General features: G+C 66.7%; 12 protein-coding genes. 4 read left to right on the top strand and 8 right to left on the bottom strand.

The window, feature by feature from the left end; translation table 11 throughout:
* Window positions 1-150: 150 nt before the first annotated feature.
* From AC1DCZ_RS08120 to AC1DCZ_RS08110, 3 genes are read right to left on the bottom strand one after another with little or no spacing between them, the layout of a single operon-like run.
* A complete protein-coding gene (locus AC1DCZ_RS08120; RefSeq protein ID WP_476974124.1) occupies window positions 151-1,299 on the bottom strand; it encodes a mannitol-1-phosphate 5-dehydrogenase in 1,149 nt (382 codons plus the stop codon).
* Window positions 1,299-3,269: a PTS mannitol transporter subunit IICBA gene (locus AC1DCZ_RS08115; protein WP_476974123.1), complete on the bottom strand. Its 1,971-nt coding sequence runs from the start codon at window positions 3,267-3,269 to the stop codon at window positions 1,299-1,301. The genes AC1DCZ_RS08120 and AC1DCZ_RS08115 overlap by 1 nt, the downstream gene beginning before the upstream one ends.
* Before the next feature lie 59 nt (window positions 3,270-3,328).
* The gene (locus AC1DCZ_RS08110; RefSeq protein WP_476896354.1) at window positions 3,329-4,057 is read right to left on the bottom strand and encodes a TetR/AcrR family transcriptional regulator; all 729 of its coding nucleotides are present in this window, start codon (window positions 4,055-4,057) and stop codon (window positions 3,329-3,331) included.
* Between the two features lie 173 nt (window positions 4,058-4,230).
* On the opposite strand from AC1DCZ_RS08110, the gene ptsP reads away from it, so the two are divergent.
* The 3 genes from ptsP to AC1DCZ_RS08095 all read left to right on the top strand — a co-directional run bounded on the left by ptsP (window position 4,231) and on the right by AC1DCZ_RS08095 (window position 6,749).
* Window positions 4,231-5,916: a phosphoenolpyruvate--protein phosphotransferase gene (gene ptsP, locus AC1DCZ_RS08105; protein ID WP_476974122.1), complete on the top strand. Its 1,686-nt coding sequence runs from the start codon at window positions 4,231-4,233 to the stop codon at window positions 5,914-5,916.
* A gap of 63 nt (window positions 5,917-5,979) precedes the next feature.
* On the top strand, window positions 5,980-6,402 hold the full coding sequence (locus tag AC1DCZ_RS08100) for a helix-turn-helix domain-containing protein (RefSeq protein WP_476974121.1): 423 nt from the start codon (window positions 5,980-5,982) through the stop codon (window positions 6,400-6,402).
* Between the two features lie 74 nt (window positions 6,403-6,476).
* A complete protein-coding gene (locus AC1DCZ_RS08095; protein ID WP_476974120.1) occupies window positions 6,477-6,749 on the top strand; it encodes a hypothetical protein in 273 nt (90 codons plus the stop codon).
* Window positions 6,750-6,767: 18 nt separating this feature from the next.
* Here the strand turns inward: AC1DCZ_RS08095 and AC1DCZ_RS08090 are convergent, their stop codons facing one another.
* Entirely contained in the window at window positions 6,768-7,988 is a 1,221-nt protein-coding gene (locus AC1DCZ_RS08090; RefSeq protein ID WP_476896350.1) for a PucR family transcriptional regulator, read from the bottom strand.
* Window positions 7,989-8,222: 234 nt separating this feature from the next.
* On the opposite strand from AC1DCZ_RS08090, the gene ald reads away from it, so the two are divergent.
* Window positions 8,223-9,341: an alanine dehydrogenase gene (ald, locus tag AC1DCZ_RS08085; protein ID WP_476896349.1), complete on the top strand. Its 1,119-nt coding sequence runs from the start codon at window positions 8,223-8,225 to the stop codon at window positions 9,339-9,341.
* A gap of 103 nt (window positions 9,342-9,444) precedes the next feature.
* Here ald and AC1DCZ_RS08080 read toward each other — a convergent pair whose 3' ends face one another.
* The 4 genes from AC1DCZ_RS08080 to AC1DCZ_RS08065 form a co-directional block, all read right to left on the bottom strand.
* Entirely contained in the window at window positions 9,445-10,500 is a 1,056-nt protein-coding gene (locus AC1DCZ_RS08080; RefSeq protein WP_476974119.1) for a Gfo/Idh/MocA family protein, read from the bottom strand.
* Between the two features lie 138 nt (window positions 10,501-10,638).
* Window positions 10,639-12,345, bottom strand: coding sequence for an ABC transporter family substrate-binding protein (locus AC1DCZ_RS08075; RefSeq protein ID WP_476974118.1), 1,707 nt, complete (start codon window positions 12,343-12,345; stop codon window positions 10,639-10,641).
* Between the two features lie 43 nt (window positions 12,346-12,388).
* A complete protein-coding gene (locus AC1DCZ_RS08070; RefSeq protein WP_476974117.1) occupies window positions 12,389-14,674 on the bottom strand; it encodes an ABC transporter ATP-binding protein in 2,286 nt (761 codons plus the stop codon).
* Window positions 14,671-15,645 carry an ABC transporter permease gene (locus AC1DCZ_RS08065; protein WP_476974116.1) on the bottom strand — a complete coding sequence of 325 codons (975 nt, stop codon included), beginning with the start codon at window positions 15,643-15,645 and terminating at the stop codon, window positions 14,671-14,673. Before AC1DCZ_RS08065 ends, AC1DCZ_RS08070 begins: the two co-directional genes overlap by 4 nt.

Below are 15,645 nucleotides of genomic sequence, written 5' to 3'. Positions count from 1 at the left end.
GCGCTGGACAAGGATGCCTCTACCGGCAGGAGTCAGACGGGCATTACGGTGGACCATGAAGACCTCTTAGTCGTTAGGTGTGTGTGGTAACCACCAACCTAAGAGGTCTTCACCCTTTCACCGTGTAACCAACGTCCTGGCCGAGTACAGCTAGACGACCGCCTTGGCCTCCTCCACCAGTGCGCAGACAGCCTGGAACAGCGGGTGCCCTGAAGTCAGTCCCGTGATCTTTTCCGTTGCTTCCTCCGGGGTTGAGGCGGCCAGGATCCTGGCGAGCTCCACGGCTTCGGCGTCGGCCGGATCGGTGAAGCGCAGTGCCGCGGCGATTGCACCGAGGAGGGCCTCCGGGACGATCCCGCGTTCGGCCAGCTCGGCGGCCGGCCCGATGAAGCGTTCGTGCCGGCTGAGCTTCCGCAACGGCGCCCGGCCCACCCGGTTCACGGTGTCCGGCAGGTAAGGGTTGGTGAAACGGCCCAGGATCTTCTGGACGTAGGCCTCCTGCTCGTCACGGTTGAAGCCGTGCTTGGCCACCAGCAGCTCCTTGGTCTCGTCCAGGACAGCGCGCACATCGGCCGCAACATCCTGATCGGCCATGGCATCGGAGATCTTCTCCAGTCCGGCCTCGAAGCCGAAGTAGGCAGCCGAGGCATGCCCGGTGTTCACCGTGAACAGCTTCCGCTCGATGTATGGCTCCAGGTTGTCCACGAACGTCGCGCCCGGAATTACCGGTTCCGTGCCGGCGAACGGGGTCCGGTCGATGACCCATTCGTAAAACGTCTCCACGGTGACGTCCAGGCCCTGTCCGGCCTCCTGGTTGGGCACGATCCGGTCCACCGCCGTGTTCGCGAACACGGCGGCAGCATCGAGCGGGCCCGCGGCAGGATCCCACTGGTCCGCCACTTCCGATTTCAGGACGTCCGTCGCGTTGATGGCGTTTTCGCATGCCATCACCTGCAGCGGTGGCAGTCCGGGAGCCCGCGCGGCGATCCCCCTGGCAATCACCGGCGCCACGAACTTGAGGATGTGCGGTCCCACCGCGGTGGTGACGATGTCCGCCGTCGCGATTTCAGCGATGACGTCCGCCTCCTGCGTGCTGGAGTTCAAGGCGCGGAAGTTGTCCACGGTGCGGACGGTGGGGTTCTCCCCCACCTCGTGGACCTCGTAGCTGTCGGCTGCCGCGAGCTGGGTGATCAGGGCCTCCGCGACGTCCGCGAACACCACCTCGTACCCCGCATCGTGCAGCAACAGACCCACGAATCCGCGGCCGATATTTCCGGCTCCGAAATGGACAGCTTTCACTAGGAGTTGACCTTTCCGAACAGGTCCAGCACTTCTTCGACCGTGGTGGCCGCTTCAAGCTGCGCGACCTGCGCCTTGTTCGTGAAGACCTTGGCGATCGAGGACAGGATGTGCAGGTGCTCGTTGTTAATGCCGGCGACTCCGACGACGAACTTGACCTCCTTGCCGTTCCAGTCGATGCCGTCCGGGTAGCGGACCACGGAGACCGCGGACTTCATGATGTGGTCCTTGGCCGCGTTGGTGCCGTGCGGGATGGCGAGGAAGCTGCCCATGTACGTGGACACGGATTCCTCGCGTTCATGCATGGCGTCCAGGTAGCCGGTGTCGACGGCGCCCCGGTCCAACAGGAGCCGGCCGGCCTCGTCGATCGCGGCGTCGCGGGTGGTTGCCGTGCCGCTCAGGACGACGCTTTCGGCCATCAGGATGCCGGCGGGGCCGGTTTCGGATTCCGCCTCGAGTGTCTCGACGGCGGCCGGCGCGGCATCCGCGCCACCGGCGGCGGCACCCGTCTCCGGCACGGTCTCGGTGTTGCTGGTTTTGACGAGCTCAACGATTTCGTCGTAGCGCGGGCTGTTCATGAAGTTGTCCACCGAGACGTGCACCGCGCTGGCCGTCACGGGCCGGGCCCGCTCGGTCAGGTCCTGGTGGGTGATGACGACGTCGTACGTGTCGCTGAGGTTGGCGATGGCGGAATTGGTGACCTTGACGCCCGGGAAGCCGGCGGCCTTGATCTTGTTCCGCAGCACGGACGCGCCCATGGCGCTTGAACCCATGCCGGCGTCGCACGCAAAGACGATGTTCCGGACCGGGCCGGCGAGAACGGCAACTCCGCCGGCACCTGCACCGGCGAGGGCGGACGAGACGGAGCTCTTCTTGCCCTTCATGGTTTCCATCCGGGAGGTGGCCGCGCCGAGGTCGTCTTCCTCCGTGGCCTTGCTGGACTTGAGGATCACCGAGGCGATCAGGAAGGACACCGTGGCGGCCAGGAGGACGGAGAGTGCCACACCGAAGTAGCTGTCTTTCGCCGTCGCGGCAAAGACGGCGATGATGCTGCCCGGAGCGGCCGGCGAGCGCAGCCCCGCACCTGTCACCACCAGGGTGAAGATGCCGGTCATGCCGCCGCCGATTGCGGCGAGGATGATGATGGGCTTCATGAGCACGAACGGGAAGTAGATCTCGTGGATGCCGCCGACAAACTGGATCAGCGCGGCGCCGGGCGCGGACGCCTTCGCCAGGCCCTTGCCGAAGAGCATGTAGGCAAGCAGGATCCCGACGCCCGGGCCGGGGTTGGCCTCGAGCAGGAACAGGATGGACTTGCCCTGGGACAGCGCCTGCTCGGTTCCCAGCGGCGTCAGGATGCCATGGTTCACGGCGTTGTTAAGGAACAGGACCTTTGCGGGCTCGATGAAGATGCTGGTGAAGGGCAGGAGGCCGTTGTTGACCAGGAATTCGACGACGGAGCTGGCACCGTTGCTGAAGGCCTTCACGACCGGGCCGATCACCAGCATGCCGAAGATGGCCATGGCCGCGGCGACGATGCCCGCGGTGAAGTTGTCGATCAGCATCTCGAAGCCGGGCTTGACCTTGTTTTCCCAGAGACTTTCCAGCTTCATCATGATCCACGCGGTCAGCGGGCCCATGATCATGGCGCCGATGAACATTGGGATGTCCGTACCGACGATCACGCCCATGGTGGCCGCGGCACCCACCACGCCGCCGCGCACCCCATAGACCATCCGGCCACCGGTGTAGCCGATCAGGAGCGGCAACAGGAAGGTGATCATCGGTCCAACGAGCTTGGCCAGGTCGGCGTTGGGGGTGAAGCCTGCCGGAATGAAGAAAGCCGTAATGATGCCCCACGCGATGAATGCGCCGATATTGGGCATGATCATGCCGGAGAGGAACGTCCCGAATTTCTGGACGCCCACCCGCATGCTGGTGCGGGGTTTCGCAACTGTCTCTGTTGCCATGTGATTTCCTAACCGTCATTCCTGCTGCACCGCAGGATGGTCCGATAATTTCGCGAAAGCTAGCTGGTTGCGCTGGTGGAGATTCGGTGGAGCCATTCAAGGAACAGCTTGAGTTCCGAGCTGGAGAGTTGGTCCGAGTGCGACGCCTGGAGCGCCGCATTCAAGGCGATCGCGGCCACGACCACTGAGGATTTCCCGGTGTCCTCAGGGCCGTTGTTCCGGGCCTGCTCCGTGGAAACCGCAAAGATCATGGCATCGCGGGTCATGGCGGAGAGCTCGAGGTTTCGCTCGGGCGCCTTCTCCGTGATCAGCATGAGTGTCACGCCCACGTTGGCCGCCAGGATGGACCTGGCCGCTTCCCTGGGAGGGACGTTGAGTTGGCCCGCGACCGCCGCCTTGTTCAGCAGCTCCTCCATGAGGGCCTCGGCATCGGCGACGATGGCGGGGCGGCTCTCGGGGCGGATATTGCCGAACATGACCAGGTACAGTTCCGGCTGCTTAAGGCCGAACCGCACGTGCTTGTCCCACATCCGCCGGATATCTTCCAGCGGCTGTCCGGACGGCGCGAAGTCGCGTTCGTCCGCCACGTATTCCTCAAAACCGGCCGCGACGACGGCGTCGAACAACCCCTCTTTGTCACCGAAGTGGTGATACAGGGTGGGGGCTGTCACTCCCGCCAGCTTGGTGATCTGGCGGGTGGAGACCGCGGCTCCGCCTGAGTTGGCCAGCAGCTCGGCAGCTGCACGGAGCAGTCGCATTTTTGGCGGAAGCTGGCCATCGAAACTCATAACCGCTACCCTAGCACCTATAGCAACGCTATATGAAGTGCATCACATACAATTTTTTCAGGTACCGCGATCCGCCGACTGACGTAGCCGTCAGCCGCAGGCACAAATGATCCGCCGGATCAGCGGCGGCACCCGAACCGGCTTCCGGCCACGGCAGAGAATGAGGACCTTCAGTGCAGAACTTCCCAGGAGTAGGCGTCAGCCCCGGCCGCATCATCGGCACCATCCGCCAGATGCCCAAACCGATCAGCGAGCCGCCGTCCGGCGAGCAACTCCCGGCCGGCGTCACGGCGGACGAGGCCACCGCGGCGCTGAAGGCGGCCGCGAAGGAGGTCCACGACGAGCTCAAGGCCCGGTCCGAGACCGTCACCGGCGACGGCAAGGCGGTCCTGGAAGCGACGGCCCTCATGGCCACCGACACGATGCTGCTGAAGTCCGCCACGAAGCTGATCGGCCGCGGCACGTCCGCCCAGCGGGCCATCTGGGAAGCCGGCGCCTCCGTCTCGGAAATGCTGCACAACCTCGGCGGCTACATGGCCGAACGCGCCACCGACGTCCTTGACGTGCGGGCCCGGATCGTGGCCGAGCTGCGCGGCGTTCCCGCGCCGGGCATCCCCGCCTCCGCCACCCCGTTCGTCCTCATCGCCGAAGACCTTGCCCCGGCGGACACCGCCACCCTGGATCCGGAGAAGATCCTCGCCCTGGTCACGGCCGGCGGCGGCCCGCAGTCCCACACCGCCATCATCGCCCGCTCGCTCGGGCTGCCCGCCGTGGTGGCCGCGGCCGGCGTGGACGAGCTCGCGGACGGCACCGAAGTCTACGTCGACGGCGCCGCCGGCACCATTACCGCGGACCCTGACGAATCCCAGCGCGCCGCCGCAGCCCACTGGGCCGCCACCGCGTCACTGCTGTCCGCGTTTGACGGTACGGGCACGACGGCGGACGGCCACCTCGTTCCGCTCCTGGCAAACGTCGGCGGAGCCAAGGACGCCGCGGCGGCCGCGGGCCTGAATGCCCAGGGCGTCGGCCTGTTCCGCACCGAATTCTGCTTCCTGGAAAGGGACACCGAACCCACCGTGGAGGAACAGTCCGCGGCCTACCAGGGCGTCTTCGATGCCTTCCCGGGCAAGAAAGTGGTGCTACGGACCCTCGACGCCGGGGCGGACAAGCCGCTGCCCTTCCTGACCGATGCAACCGAACCCAACCCTGCCCTGGGTGTCCGCGGCTACCGGACGGACTGGACCACCCCGGGCGTGCTGGAACGCCAGCTGCAGGCAATCGCCCTGGCCGAACAGGCCTCCGAGGCCGACGTGTGGGTCATGGCGCCGATGATCTCGACGGCGGAGGAAGCCGCCCGCTTTGCATCGCTCTGCGCCGAGGCCGGGATCAAGACCCCCGGCGTCATGGTGGAGGTGCCGTCCGCGGCCCTCACCGCCGAGGCCATCCTCCGGGAAGTTGACTTCGCGAGCCTGGGCACCAACGACCTCACCCAGTACGCCATGGCCGCCGACCGCCAGCTAGGCCCGCTCGCTGCCCTGAACACGCCCTGGCAGCCGGCCGTCCTGCGGCTCGTTGGCCTGACGGTTGAAGGCTCGCTTGCTGAAGGCCACAACAAGCCGGTGGGCGTGTGCGGGGAGGCCGCGGCGGACCCGGCCCTCGCCGTCGTCCTGACCGGACTGGGCGTCACCACCTTGTCCATGACGGCCCGTTCCATCGCGGCCGTGGCCGCCGTGCTCAAGACCGTGACGCTGGCCGAGACGCAGGAACTGGCCAAGCTGGCACTTTCCGCGCCAAGCGCCACCGAGGCGCGGGCCTGGGTCCGGGAGAAGCTCCCCATTCTTGAGGAGCTCGGCCTCTAACGCGCGGACCGACCCGCGGGGCGTTTCCCCAGGGCCGGGGCGCCGCTCAGCTAGGATGCACCCATGGCATTGATAGCTCCCCGGGTGACGGCCGGTTTGTCCGCCGAGGACGCGCAGAAACTCCTTTACGCCCTCAGCGGCGGCAACGACATCACCGTGTTCGTCGACGGCACGGTGCACCGGCTGCCGCCCGCGGCGAGGGACGCCGTCGTGGACCTGCTGGGCCGGTTCGGCCGGGGCGAGGCGGTGACGGTCAGCAGCGTCGAGGAGATGCTGACCACCTCCCGGGCAGCGGAGCTGGCCGGGATCTCGCACACCTACCTCCGGAACTTGACCGACCGGGGCGAGATCCCGGTGGAATACCGGGGCACGCACCGGCGGATCCGGCTCGCAGACATCATGGCATGGCTCGAAACGCAGAAGAAGGCCACAGCGGCAGAGGGCTCCACGGCGCACCAGGATGACGGCGGCACGGGTGCTTCGTGACGGCGTGATAAGGATCAAGCAACGATCCCGGTCCCGCGCGGAGACGCGGATCAGCCGGGGGTTACGCTTGAATTGTGGGTAAGTTCAGAGGGTGGCACATTGTGGCAGGCATCGCCGCCATGGTGCTCACTGGCATTCTCGGAACGGCCATGGGGCTGAACAACACGGCAGCGTTCATGTCCAGCTGCGTCGCGTTCGTGGCGGTCTCCATGTGGATGGACAGCCGGACCGCCCGCCGACGCCGGAGCGGCGCACGCCGGCCCGACGGCGAGTCCCTCGTCCGCGGCGAGGACCCGCGCCTCGCCTTCGATCCCGACACCGCCAAGCGCGAAGGCCGCGGCAAGTAGGTCCCGGACCCGCCGGTACTAGATCCTGGGCCGGGCGGCCCAGCGCCGGGCCTTGAGCGCGGCATGGAGTTCCAGCCGCACCATCCCCTTGAGCGGATCGACGCCGAGCACCTGGCGGATCCTGCCCAGCCGGTTGTAAATACTGCTCCGGTGCAGGTGCAGCTTGGTCGCGACCTCCTGGACCGAACTGTCGTTGTCGTAGAACAGTTCCAGCACGGGCAGCAGCTCGTCGTTGCGGTCATGGTCTTCCAGGAGGCGGAAATACACGGATCCCGAGTCCGCCCACGCCCCGGCACCACCGCCGGCTGAGGCCAGGAGCTGGTAAACGCCGGTGGCGCGGCAGTCAACGAGTTCCCCGAGCTGGGGATCCACCGCCGCCGCCTGGGCCGCCTGCCGGGACTGCCGGTAGGCCTCGGCCATCTCCCTGGGCTTGGAGAAACCTTCGCTCGTGCCGAGGATGATTCGCCGGACTGTCCGCCCGGCGCGTTTGGCCAGTTCCAGCTGGTAGTGGACCAGCACCTGGGCGTGGTCCGCACGCCCGGTGGATTCCTTGAACAGCACCACGGCGTGGGTTTCAGTGCCGGCGCTGAAGAGGGCCGCGTCCACCCCGATCGTGGCCTGCAGCGCCGCAGAGCGGTGGATCAGCGTGGCGGCGATGGGGTCCGAGCCTTCTGCCCAGCCGTCGGCATCCAGGACGGTCACAAGCTGCCAGGGCCCGCGGCCCTGCACTTCCTTCCAGCCCGCCACCGCGGCCACCGCGTTCGCTTCCCCGGCACAGGCGGCGAGGAACACCTGTTCGCGGCGACGACGGAACTCCGATTCCGCCGTGTTCGAATCCAGCAGCAGGGCGGACAACTGCTCCAGCTCGCGCGCCACCTCCGGCAGCTCGGCGAGAACCGTCGCCCCGCCGGGCTCTTCCGCGTCCAGCTGGACCCACAGGTACCCGACCCGGAAGCCGCGCACCAGCAGCGGCACGCAGACCCGCCCCAGCATCCCAAGGTCCTCGTTCGCGGGAACGACGACCGGGCGCACCGCCGTCGCGATCCCGTGGGAGAGCTGCCAGGCAATGACATCGGCCGGCACCCGCTTGCTGAGCAGGAAGTTCACCCGGACCCGGTCGGCGTGGGATTGATTGGAACTGTACGCCAGGAGCAGCCCGTCAAGATCCTCGAGCGAGAGCCCGCGGCCCAGCCTCAGTGCCACCCGCTCCACGAGCTGCTCCACATCCTGCTGCTGCATGCTGCCAGACTACTGCCCGGCAGCGTCCGGGAGCGAACCAACACCAGCCGACACCTGACGCTTGCCCTCGCGACATATGTCTACCTGACGATTTCAAAAACCCCGGAAAGACGCGGGTGCCGGCGCACACCCGGGGCCGGAGCCTGTCGCCTGCCTCACAGCCGGACCTATTCTGGAAGAACGAACTCCCCGCACACCCAGGCCGACAACGCCGCCACAACTGGAGCCCAAAAAATGATCATCGGTGTCCCCAAAGAGATCAAGAACAACGAATTCCGCGTCGCCATCACGGCCGCCGGCGTCCACGAATTCCGCACGCACGGCCACGAAGTCCTCGTAGAGCGCGGCGCAGGCCTGGGCTCGGGCATCACGGACGAGGAATACGCCATCGCCGGCGCCGAAATCGTTGCCGAAGCCGACGACGTGTGGTCGCGTGCGGACATGGTCATGAAGGTCAAGGAGCCGGTCAAGGCCGAATACCACCGGTTCCGCAAGGGCCTGATCCTCTTCACCTACCTGCACCTGGCCGCCGAGCCGGAACTGACGCAGGAGCTGATCAACACCGGCGTCACCGCCATCGCCTACGAGACTGTCCAGGAGGGCCGCACGCTGCCGCTGCTGGCCCCGATGTCCGAGGTTGCCGGCCGTCTCTCCGTGCAGGTCGGCGCCACCTCGCTGATGGCCCCGGCCGGCGGCAAGGGCGTGCTGCTCGGCGGCGTCCCGGGCGTGCGTCCGGCGAAGGTCGTAGTCCTGGGCGCCGGCGTTGCCGGCACCAACGCGGCCGCGATGGCCCTGGGCCTCGGCGCCGACGTCACCATCCTGGATATCAACATCAACCGCCTCCGCGAACTCGATGCCCAGTACCAGGGCCGCCTGAAGACCGTGGCCTCCAACGCCTACGAGATCGAGAAGTCCGTGGTCGACGCGGACCTCGTGATCGGTTCGGTCCTGATCCCCGGCGCCAAGGCGCCCAAGCTCGTCACCAATGAGCTCGTGTCCCGGATGAAGCCCGGCTCGGTGCTCGTGGACATCGCCGTGGACCAGGGCGGCTGCTTCGAGGACACCCACCCCACCACGCACCAGGAGCCGACGTACAAGGTCCACAACACGATCTTCTACTGCGTCGCCAACATGCCCGGCGCGGTGCCGAACACCTCCACCTATGCGCTGACCAACGTCACGCTGCGCTACGCCGTGTCGCTGGCGAACCTGGGCGTCAAGGCTGCCTTCGAGCGCGACGCCGCTCTTGCCGCCGGCCTGAACATCGCCGCCGGCAAGGTCGCCCACCGTTCCGTGTCCGAGGCGCACAACCTGCCCCTCGTGGCTGACTGGCACCAGCTGGTCTCCGCGTAGCAACTTCCTCGCAGTGAGCATCGGCTGCTCCGTAGCCGCCCTTTTGGACCCCCAAAAGGGCAGTTACGGAGCAGTCGATTGCTGTTTAAGCCCGTGGCCCCCGTCAGGCCAGGGACCGGGCCTGCTCGATCAGCCGCAGCACCTCCACGGGCCCCGCCGGATCCACCGGGACCGGCAGCGTCGACGCCGCCCCGCCGTCGGCGATCTTGTCCGCGAGGATCCGGTAAAACTCAGGGTAGGCACCGCGCTCGGTGGGCAGCCGGTCCAGGTGCCCGTCCCGGCCGATCAACCCGGCCCAGTCCGGGTCCTCGATGCCGTACCCGGCGTCCAGCGGGCTGCCGCCGGCCACGATGTACGGTTCCTGCGGATCGACGCCATGCTTGGTGTAACCGCCCGCGCTGCCCAGCAGGCGGTACCGCGGGCCCTGCTGGGCGCACAGCATGTTCATCCACAGGTGGCTGATGGTCCCGGAATCGTGCCGCAGCGCCAGGAAGACGTCGTCGTCGACGCGCTCCCCCGGACGCCGCGCGCGGAGCTCCGCGTAGCTGACGGTCGCGGGGCCGAAGAGCTGCACGGCCTGGTCCAGCAAGTGGGTGCCGAGGTCGAAGAGAACGCCGCCGCCGTCATCCGCCGTCGCGGCCGCCTTCCAGGCCTTCGCGACCTCCGGCGACCAGCGCTCGAAGCGTGATTCGAACCGGGTGACGGTGCCGAGGACGCCGCCGGCGAGCAGCCCCTTGACCGTGAGGAAGTCCCCGTCCCAGCGCCGGTTCTGGAACACCGTGAGGACCCGGCCCAGCCGCGCGGCGAGCGCGATCAGCTCCTCGCCTTCGGCGCTGTGCACGGTGAAGGGCTTGTCCACCACGACGTCGAGCCCGGCTTCCAGCGCGGCCTTCGCGAGCGGGTAGTGGGTGGCCGGCGGGGTCCCGAGCACCACGACGTCGAGGTCACCGGCAAGCTCCACGATGTCCCCCGGCGTATCCACGATCCTGGTGCCCGGGTAGCGGGTGGCCGCCGCCGTCTTCCTCGCGGCGTCGGACGTGGCGATCACCTCGAGTGAGAATGCGGGGTTCGCGGCGATCAGCGGCGCATGGAAGACGCTGCCGGAGAGGCCGAACCCGGCCACGGCGGTGCGGATGGGCCCGGCGGAATCTGTGGTCATGGCTCCTAGGCTACCCCCGCGCGCCCAGCCGACGCTCCCTCAGATTTCGCAATAATTCGGGCGACGCTTCCTCGAAAGGTGAGGGAGCGTCGCCCAAAAAGCTGCTACAGGTGAGGGAGCGTCGGAAGGAGTGTTGGGCTACTTCTTTTCCCAGCCGATGGTGGTCCAGTCCGGAACCTGGGAGAGGCTCTTGAACAGGGACGGGCCGTAGTTGGCCAGGCCCGTGCGCACGAAGGAGATCTGCGGACCGTTCATGACGACACCCATGGAGAAGTACCTGGCCATGTGCTTCTTTTCAACGTCCATCGCGGCCTTGTTGCGCTCGGTGTTGTCCGCAATCGTGGAGAGCTTCTTGATATCGGCATCCAGCTCGGCGTCGCCCAGCTGGTTCTCGTTCGTCCTGGAATCGTAGAACTGCTTGACGGAATCCGTCGCGTCCGGGCCCACAGTGTAGCCGGAGACGCTCAGGTAGAAGTCGCGGCTGCCCATGACCTTGCCGAAGTCGGCGGAACCGCGCTGGTCGATTCCGACGTCCATGCCTCCGGCCTGCAGCTGCTTCTGCAGGGTCTGCGTAAAGGCCAGGGTGGTGGGGTCGTCGCCGAAGTTGCTGATCTTGAAGGCGGCGGGAACGCCGTCCTTCTCCATGATGCCGGCAGCGTTGGGCTTGTAGCCCGCGTCGGTCAGGACTTTTTTGGCGGCATCGGGGCCGGATTCCTTGACGGGGTAGTTGTCCTGGTAGTACTTGGAGAACGGCAGCAGCATCATCGACCCGGAGCTGGGCTCCTCCCAGTTCAGACCGTTGAAACGGACCTTGCGCAGCGCTTCGCGGTCGACGGCGGTGAAGATCGCCTTGCGGACCGCGACGTCGGTCATCGGCGCCTTCCGGGCGTTGAGGTTCAGGCCGCCGGCGAACAGGCGCTGGCCACGGCGGACTTCGGCGTTCCTGGTGCCGTCGAGCTGCTTGTAGACGGAGATCGTGTTGGCCGAGACGGCGTCGATTTCACCGTTCTTGAAGGCGGCGACCGCGGCGCTGGTCTCCAGCTGGCGGAAGACGACCTTGCTCAGGACCGGCTTGGCGCCCCACCATTTCTCGTTCGGGGCCATCGTGACCGTCTTGGCTGCGCTGTCGTACTGGTCCACCTTGAACGGGCCGGCCATCCACTCCGGGTGCATGTCACCGGTGAAGCCTGTGTTGAAGAGTTCCGGCGTGTTGACCTTGGGGTGGATGAAGCCGGTGAAGAGCGAATCCAGCGGGTAGACAGGCTGGGTGGTGGTGACGATGACTTCCTTGTCGTTCGCGCCGGCCTTGACGGAATCGACGAACTCGTAGGCACCCGAGGTGACGATGTCGATGTCCTTGTTGTCACCCTTGAGCATTTTCCAGGTGTTCTCGAAGGTCCTGACATCGACCGGCGTGCCGTCGTTGAACGTGGCCTTGTCGTTGACCTTGATGGTGATGGTCTGTTTGCCAGCCTTGACGTCGCTCTTGACGTCCTCGCAGAAGTCCTTGTTCGGCGTGGCCGTGCCGTCGAAGTCGAAGTTCCAGCAGCCCCAGGTGCCGGCCTCGTCGATCGGGCGGTGCAGCGCCGTGTTGTCCGCGCTGTTGCCGGTGTTGGAGAATCCGTTGAAATCCGGCCCGATGCTGCCCAGCGGCAGGGTCAGGGTGCCACCGGGCTGCAGGTCTTTGGCGTCCTTGGCGTTGACGCTTACGAGCTTGGCAAGGTCGCCGCCCGATTCCTGGCCCCTGCCGGCCGGGGGGCCGGTGGCCGCGCCGCCGCCGCAAGCGGTCAGCGCAAGCGCCGCCACCACGGCGGTGACGCCGCCGATCCTGGTCAGGTTCTTCATGGCGTTCCTTGTCCTTTGGTGCGAGGGCCAGTGATGGTGCGGATCAGGAAAGTCGGTGGGCGTCGTGGACGACCAGAAGCTCGGCGTCGAGTTCGCCGTCGGGGTAGAAGCAGGCGAACTGCTGGTCCGGGTGCCTGGCGGGTATCCCGGCGACCTCGGACACGGCCTCCGCTTCCAGGGGCGGTTCGAGCGTCAGGCACTTCTCCTGCTTGGCGGGAGGCAGTGCCGCGAACACCGGGCAGCGGGAGGCGAAGTTGCAGCCCGCGGGCGCATCCAGCGGCGACGGCAGGTCCCCCTTGAGGACGATGCGTTCGCGGGTGCGTTCCAGCTGCGGGTCCGGGACGGGAATGGCGGACAGCAGCGCCCGGGTATACGGGTGGCGGGGGTTATCGAAGACGCTGTCCACATCCCCGATCTCCACGATTTTGCCGAGATACATCACGGCCACGCGGCTGGAGATGTGGCGTACCAGAGACAGGTCGTGGGCCACCATGAGGTAACTCAGTCCGAGTTCGGCGCGGAGCTGGTCCAACAGGTTGATGACGCCGGCCCGGACCGAGACGTCCAGGGCTGACACGGGCTCGTCAAGGACCACCAGCCTCGGGTTCACTGCCAGGGCGCGGGCGATTCCGATGCGCTGGCGCTGTCCGCCGGAGAACTGGTTGGGGAAGCGGTTGACGTGGTCCGGCTGGAGGCCCACGAGCTCCATGAGCTCCATGATCCGCTTCCGGACGGCCGGCTTCGCCATTCCGGCGTTTTCCAGCGGCTCGGCGAGGACCTCATAGACGGTAAAGCGCGGGTCCAGTGCGCCGGCGGGGTCCTGGAACACCATCTGGAGTTCCTTCCGCATGGCCGCCTTGGTCTTGCCGTCGGCGGCCGCCTTGTTGCTCAGCCCGCCGATAACCACCTCGCCGTCCTGGTCCTTGTGGAACTCCATGATTTCCAGCAGCGTGGTGGTCTTCCCGCACCCCGACTCGCCCACGATCGAGAAGCACTCACCCTCGCGGATGTCGAAGCTCAGCCCGTCAACGGCCTTGACGGTGCCGATCCGGCGTTTGATCAGCGAGCCTTTCATCAGCGGAAAGTACTTCCTGACATCCCTGAGCTCCAGCACGGCTTTCCGCTCTACCCGTGGGATGGCGTCGAAGCGGGAGACCGGGACGGCGGGGGCGGCATAGATCTCGTGGACGTCCACCCCTGCCAGCGAGTCCGTCTTGATGCAGGCAGCCTTGTGGCCGCCGGGCTGCCCGGCGCCGGGCCGTCCTACGCCGGGCACCGGGGAGCCGTGCTTGCCGGGGGCTGGCTCCCCGATGCCGGGCACCGGCCACAGCGGCGGCTCGCCCTCCAGGCAGGCAACGCCGGCCAGCGGGCACCGCGGTGCGAAGGTGCAGCCGGTAGTGGCGTGGACCAGGTTCGGGGGGACGCCCTCGATAGGCACCAGGGACGTCTTCTCCGCCGTGTCCACGCGCGGCACCGCCCCGAGCAGCCCCATGGTGTACGGCATGCGGGGGTTGTAGTAGATCTCGTCCACCGTGCCGGTCTCCACCGGTTTGCCGGCGTACATCACCATGATGTCGTCCGCCATCCCGGCGACCACGCCGAGGTCGTGCGTGATCATGACGACGGCGGCGCCGGTTTCCGCCTGCGCCGTATGCAGCACCTCGAGCACCTGCGCCTGGATGGTGACGTCCAGCGCCGTCGTCGGCTCATCAGCGATGAGCACCCGGGGATTGTTGGCGATCGCGATGGCGATCATGACGCGCTGGCGCATGCCGCCGGAGAACTCGTGCGGGAAAGCCTTGAGCCGGTCCCTCGGGCTGGGGATGCCCACCATGCCCAGAAGCTCGACGGCGCGCGCCTCCTTGGCCTGTTTGCTCATGGCGGGGTTGTGGATCGTCAGGGCCTCGATGATCTGGTTTCCCACCGTGAAGACGGGAGTCAGCGAGGACAGCGGATCCTGGAACACCATGGCGATGTCGCTGCCGCGGTACCGGCACATGGCCTTATCGCTGAGGCCCAGCAGTTCCTTGCCCAGCAGCCGGACGGAGCCCTTGACCTCCGCGGTGGAGGGCAGCAGGCCCATGATGGCCATGGACGTGACGCACTTTCCGGAGCCGGATTCACCCACAATGCCCAGAGTCTTGCCCGGCATCAGGTCGAAGTCGACGCCACGGACGGCGTGCAGCACGCCGTTCTCCGTGTTGAAGCGGACGTTCAAGTCCCGGACGGAAAGCACAGCGTCGGTAGGTGCGTGAACTCCGCGCACGTGCAGACGCTCCACGGTTGCCCTGGCGGCCGCGTCGGTGCTGGCGGTGATGTCGCTGCTCATTTGTTCTTCTTGTTAGCGCTTTTCGTCCTGGCGCTGCCAATGGAGCTGGAGCTGGGATCGAATGCATCACGCAGGCCGTCGTTCATCATGGCCAGCGAGCCGGTCAAGAGGAACATGACGACCAGCGGGACCCAGAACATCCAGGGGAACGTCGAGACCTGGGAGGTGGCCTGGCCGATCAGGACACCGAGGCTGACATCCGGGACCTTGATGCCGATGCCGATGAAGGAGAACGCAACCTCTGCGAGGATCGCGCCGGTGACCCCGCGGGTGATGTCCAGGACCAGCAGCGAACCGATGTTGGGGACGAGGTGTCGCCACACGATCCGGCGCGCCGGGATCCCCATGTATTGGGCGGCCTTGACGAAGTCGCGCTGCATGAGGGACATCGAGAGGGAGCGGATGAGGCGGGCAGTCCCCATCCAGCTGAAGACCAGCAGGACGATGATCAGCAGCAGCCAGCTGGGGAGGGTATTCTTCAGTCCGTTGCCGCCCCCGCTTGTTGCCACAGCCACGACCAGCAGCGCCGGCATCATGATCAGGGCCTCGAGGACGAACAGCATGACCTTGTCCACTTTGCCGCCGAAATAGGCCATGGTGCAGCCGTAGATCGCGGCGATCAGGACCGACACCAGGCCCACGACGAGGCCGATGAGGATCGAGACCCTGGTGCCCTCCACGGTCAGGGCGTAAAGGTCGATCCCGGCCTGGGAGGTGCCCAGCAGGTGGTCCGCGGACGGTCCCATGCCGATGTTGAGCGGGTCGATGGTTTCCTTGTCCCAACTGCTGAATGCGCCGCCGACAAAGGACACGGTGGTCAGGGCCAGGAAGATGACGAGGCCTGCGACGGCCGTCTTGTTGCGCAGGAAGCGCCTCAGGATGATCCTCGACTTGGCGATGACGACACCGTCGTTCTCAATTTTGGCTTCGTCGACGACGGCGGCCGGGTCGACGGCGTTCAGGTTCGTCAT

This window comes from Arthrobacter sp. 10N418, from assembly GCF_056394725.1.
The sequence above is the reverse complement of the archived record's forward strand: the minus strand, read 5'-3'. Positions and strand labels throughout refer to the sequence as shown.

Coding starts and splice junctions, on each gene's coding strand:
- AC1DCZ_RS08075 (WP_476974118.1), bottom strand. CDS start 12,345: ATGAAGAACCTGACCAGGATCGGCGGCGTCACCGCCGTGGTGGCGGCG.
- AC1DCZ_RS08070 (WP_476974117.1), bottom strand. CDS start 14,674: ATGAGCAGCGACATCACCGCCAGCACCGACGCGGCCGCCAGGGCAACC.
- AC1DCZ_RS08080 (WP_476974119.1), bottom strand. CDS start 10,500: ATGACCACAGATTCCGCCGGGCCCATCCGCACCGCCGTGGCCGGGTTC.
- AC1DCZ_RS08115 (WP_476974123.1), bottom strand. CDS start 3,269: ATGGCAACAGAGACAGTTGCGAAACCCCGCACCAGCATGCGGGTGGGC.
- AC1DCZ_RS08065 (WP_476974116.1), bottom strand. CDS start 15,645: ATGACGAACCTGAACGCCGTCGACCCGGCCGCCGTCGTCGACGAAGCC.
- AC1DCZ_RS08090 (WP_476896350.1), bottom strand. CDS start 7,988: ATGCAGCAGCAGGATGTGGAGCAGCTCGTGGAGCGGGTGGCACTGAGG.
- AC1DCZ_RS08100 (WP_476974121.1), top strand. CDS start 5,980: ATGGCATTGATAGCTCCCCGGGTGACGGCCGGTTTGTCCGCCGAGGAC.
- ald (WP_476896349.1), top strand. CDS start 8,223: ATGATCATCGGTGTCCCCAAAGAGATCAAGAACAACGAATTCCGCGTC.
- AC1DCZ_RS08110 (WP_476896354.1), bottom strand. CDS start 4,057: ATGAGTTTCGATGGCCAGCTTCCGCCAAAAATGCGACTGCTCCGTGCA.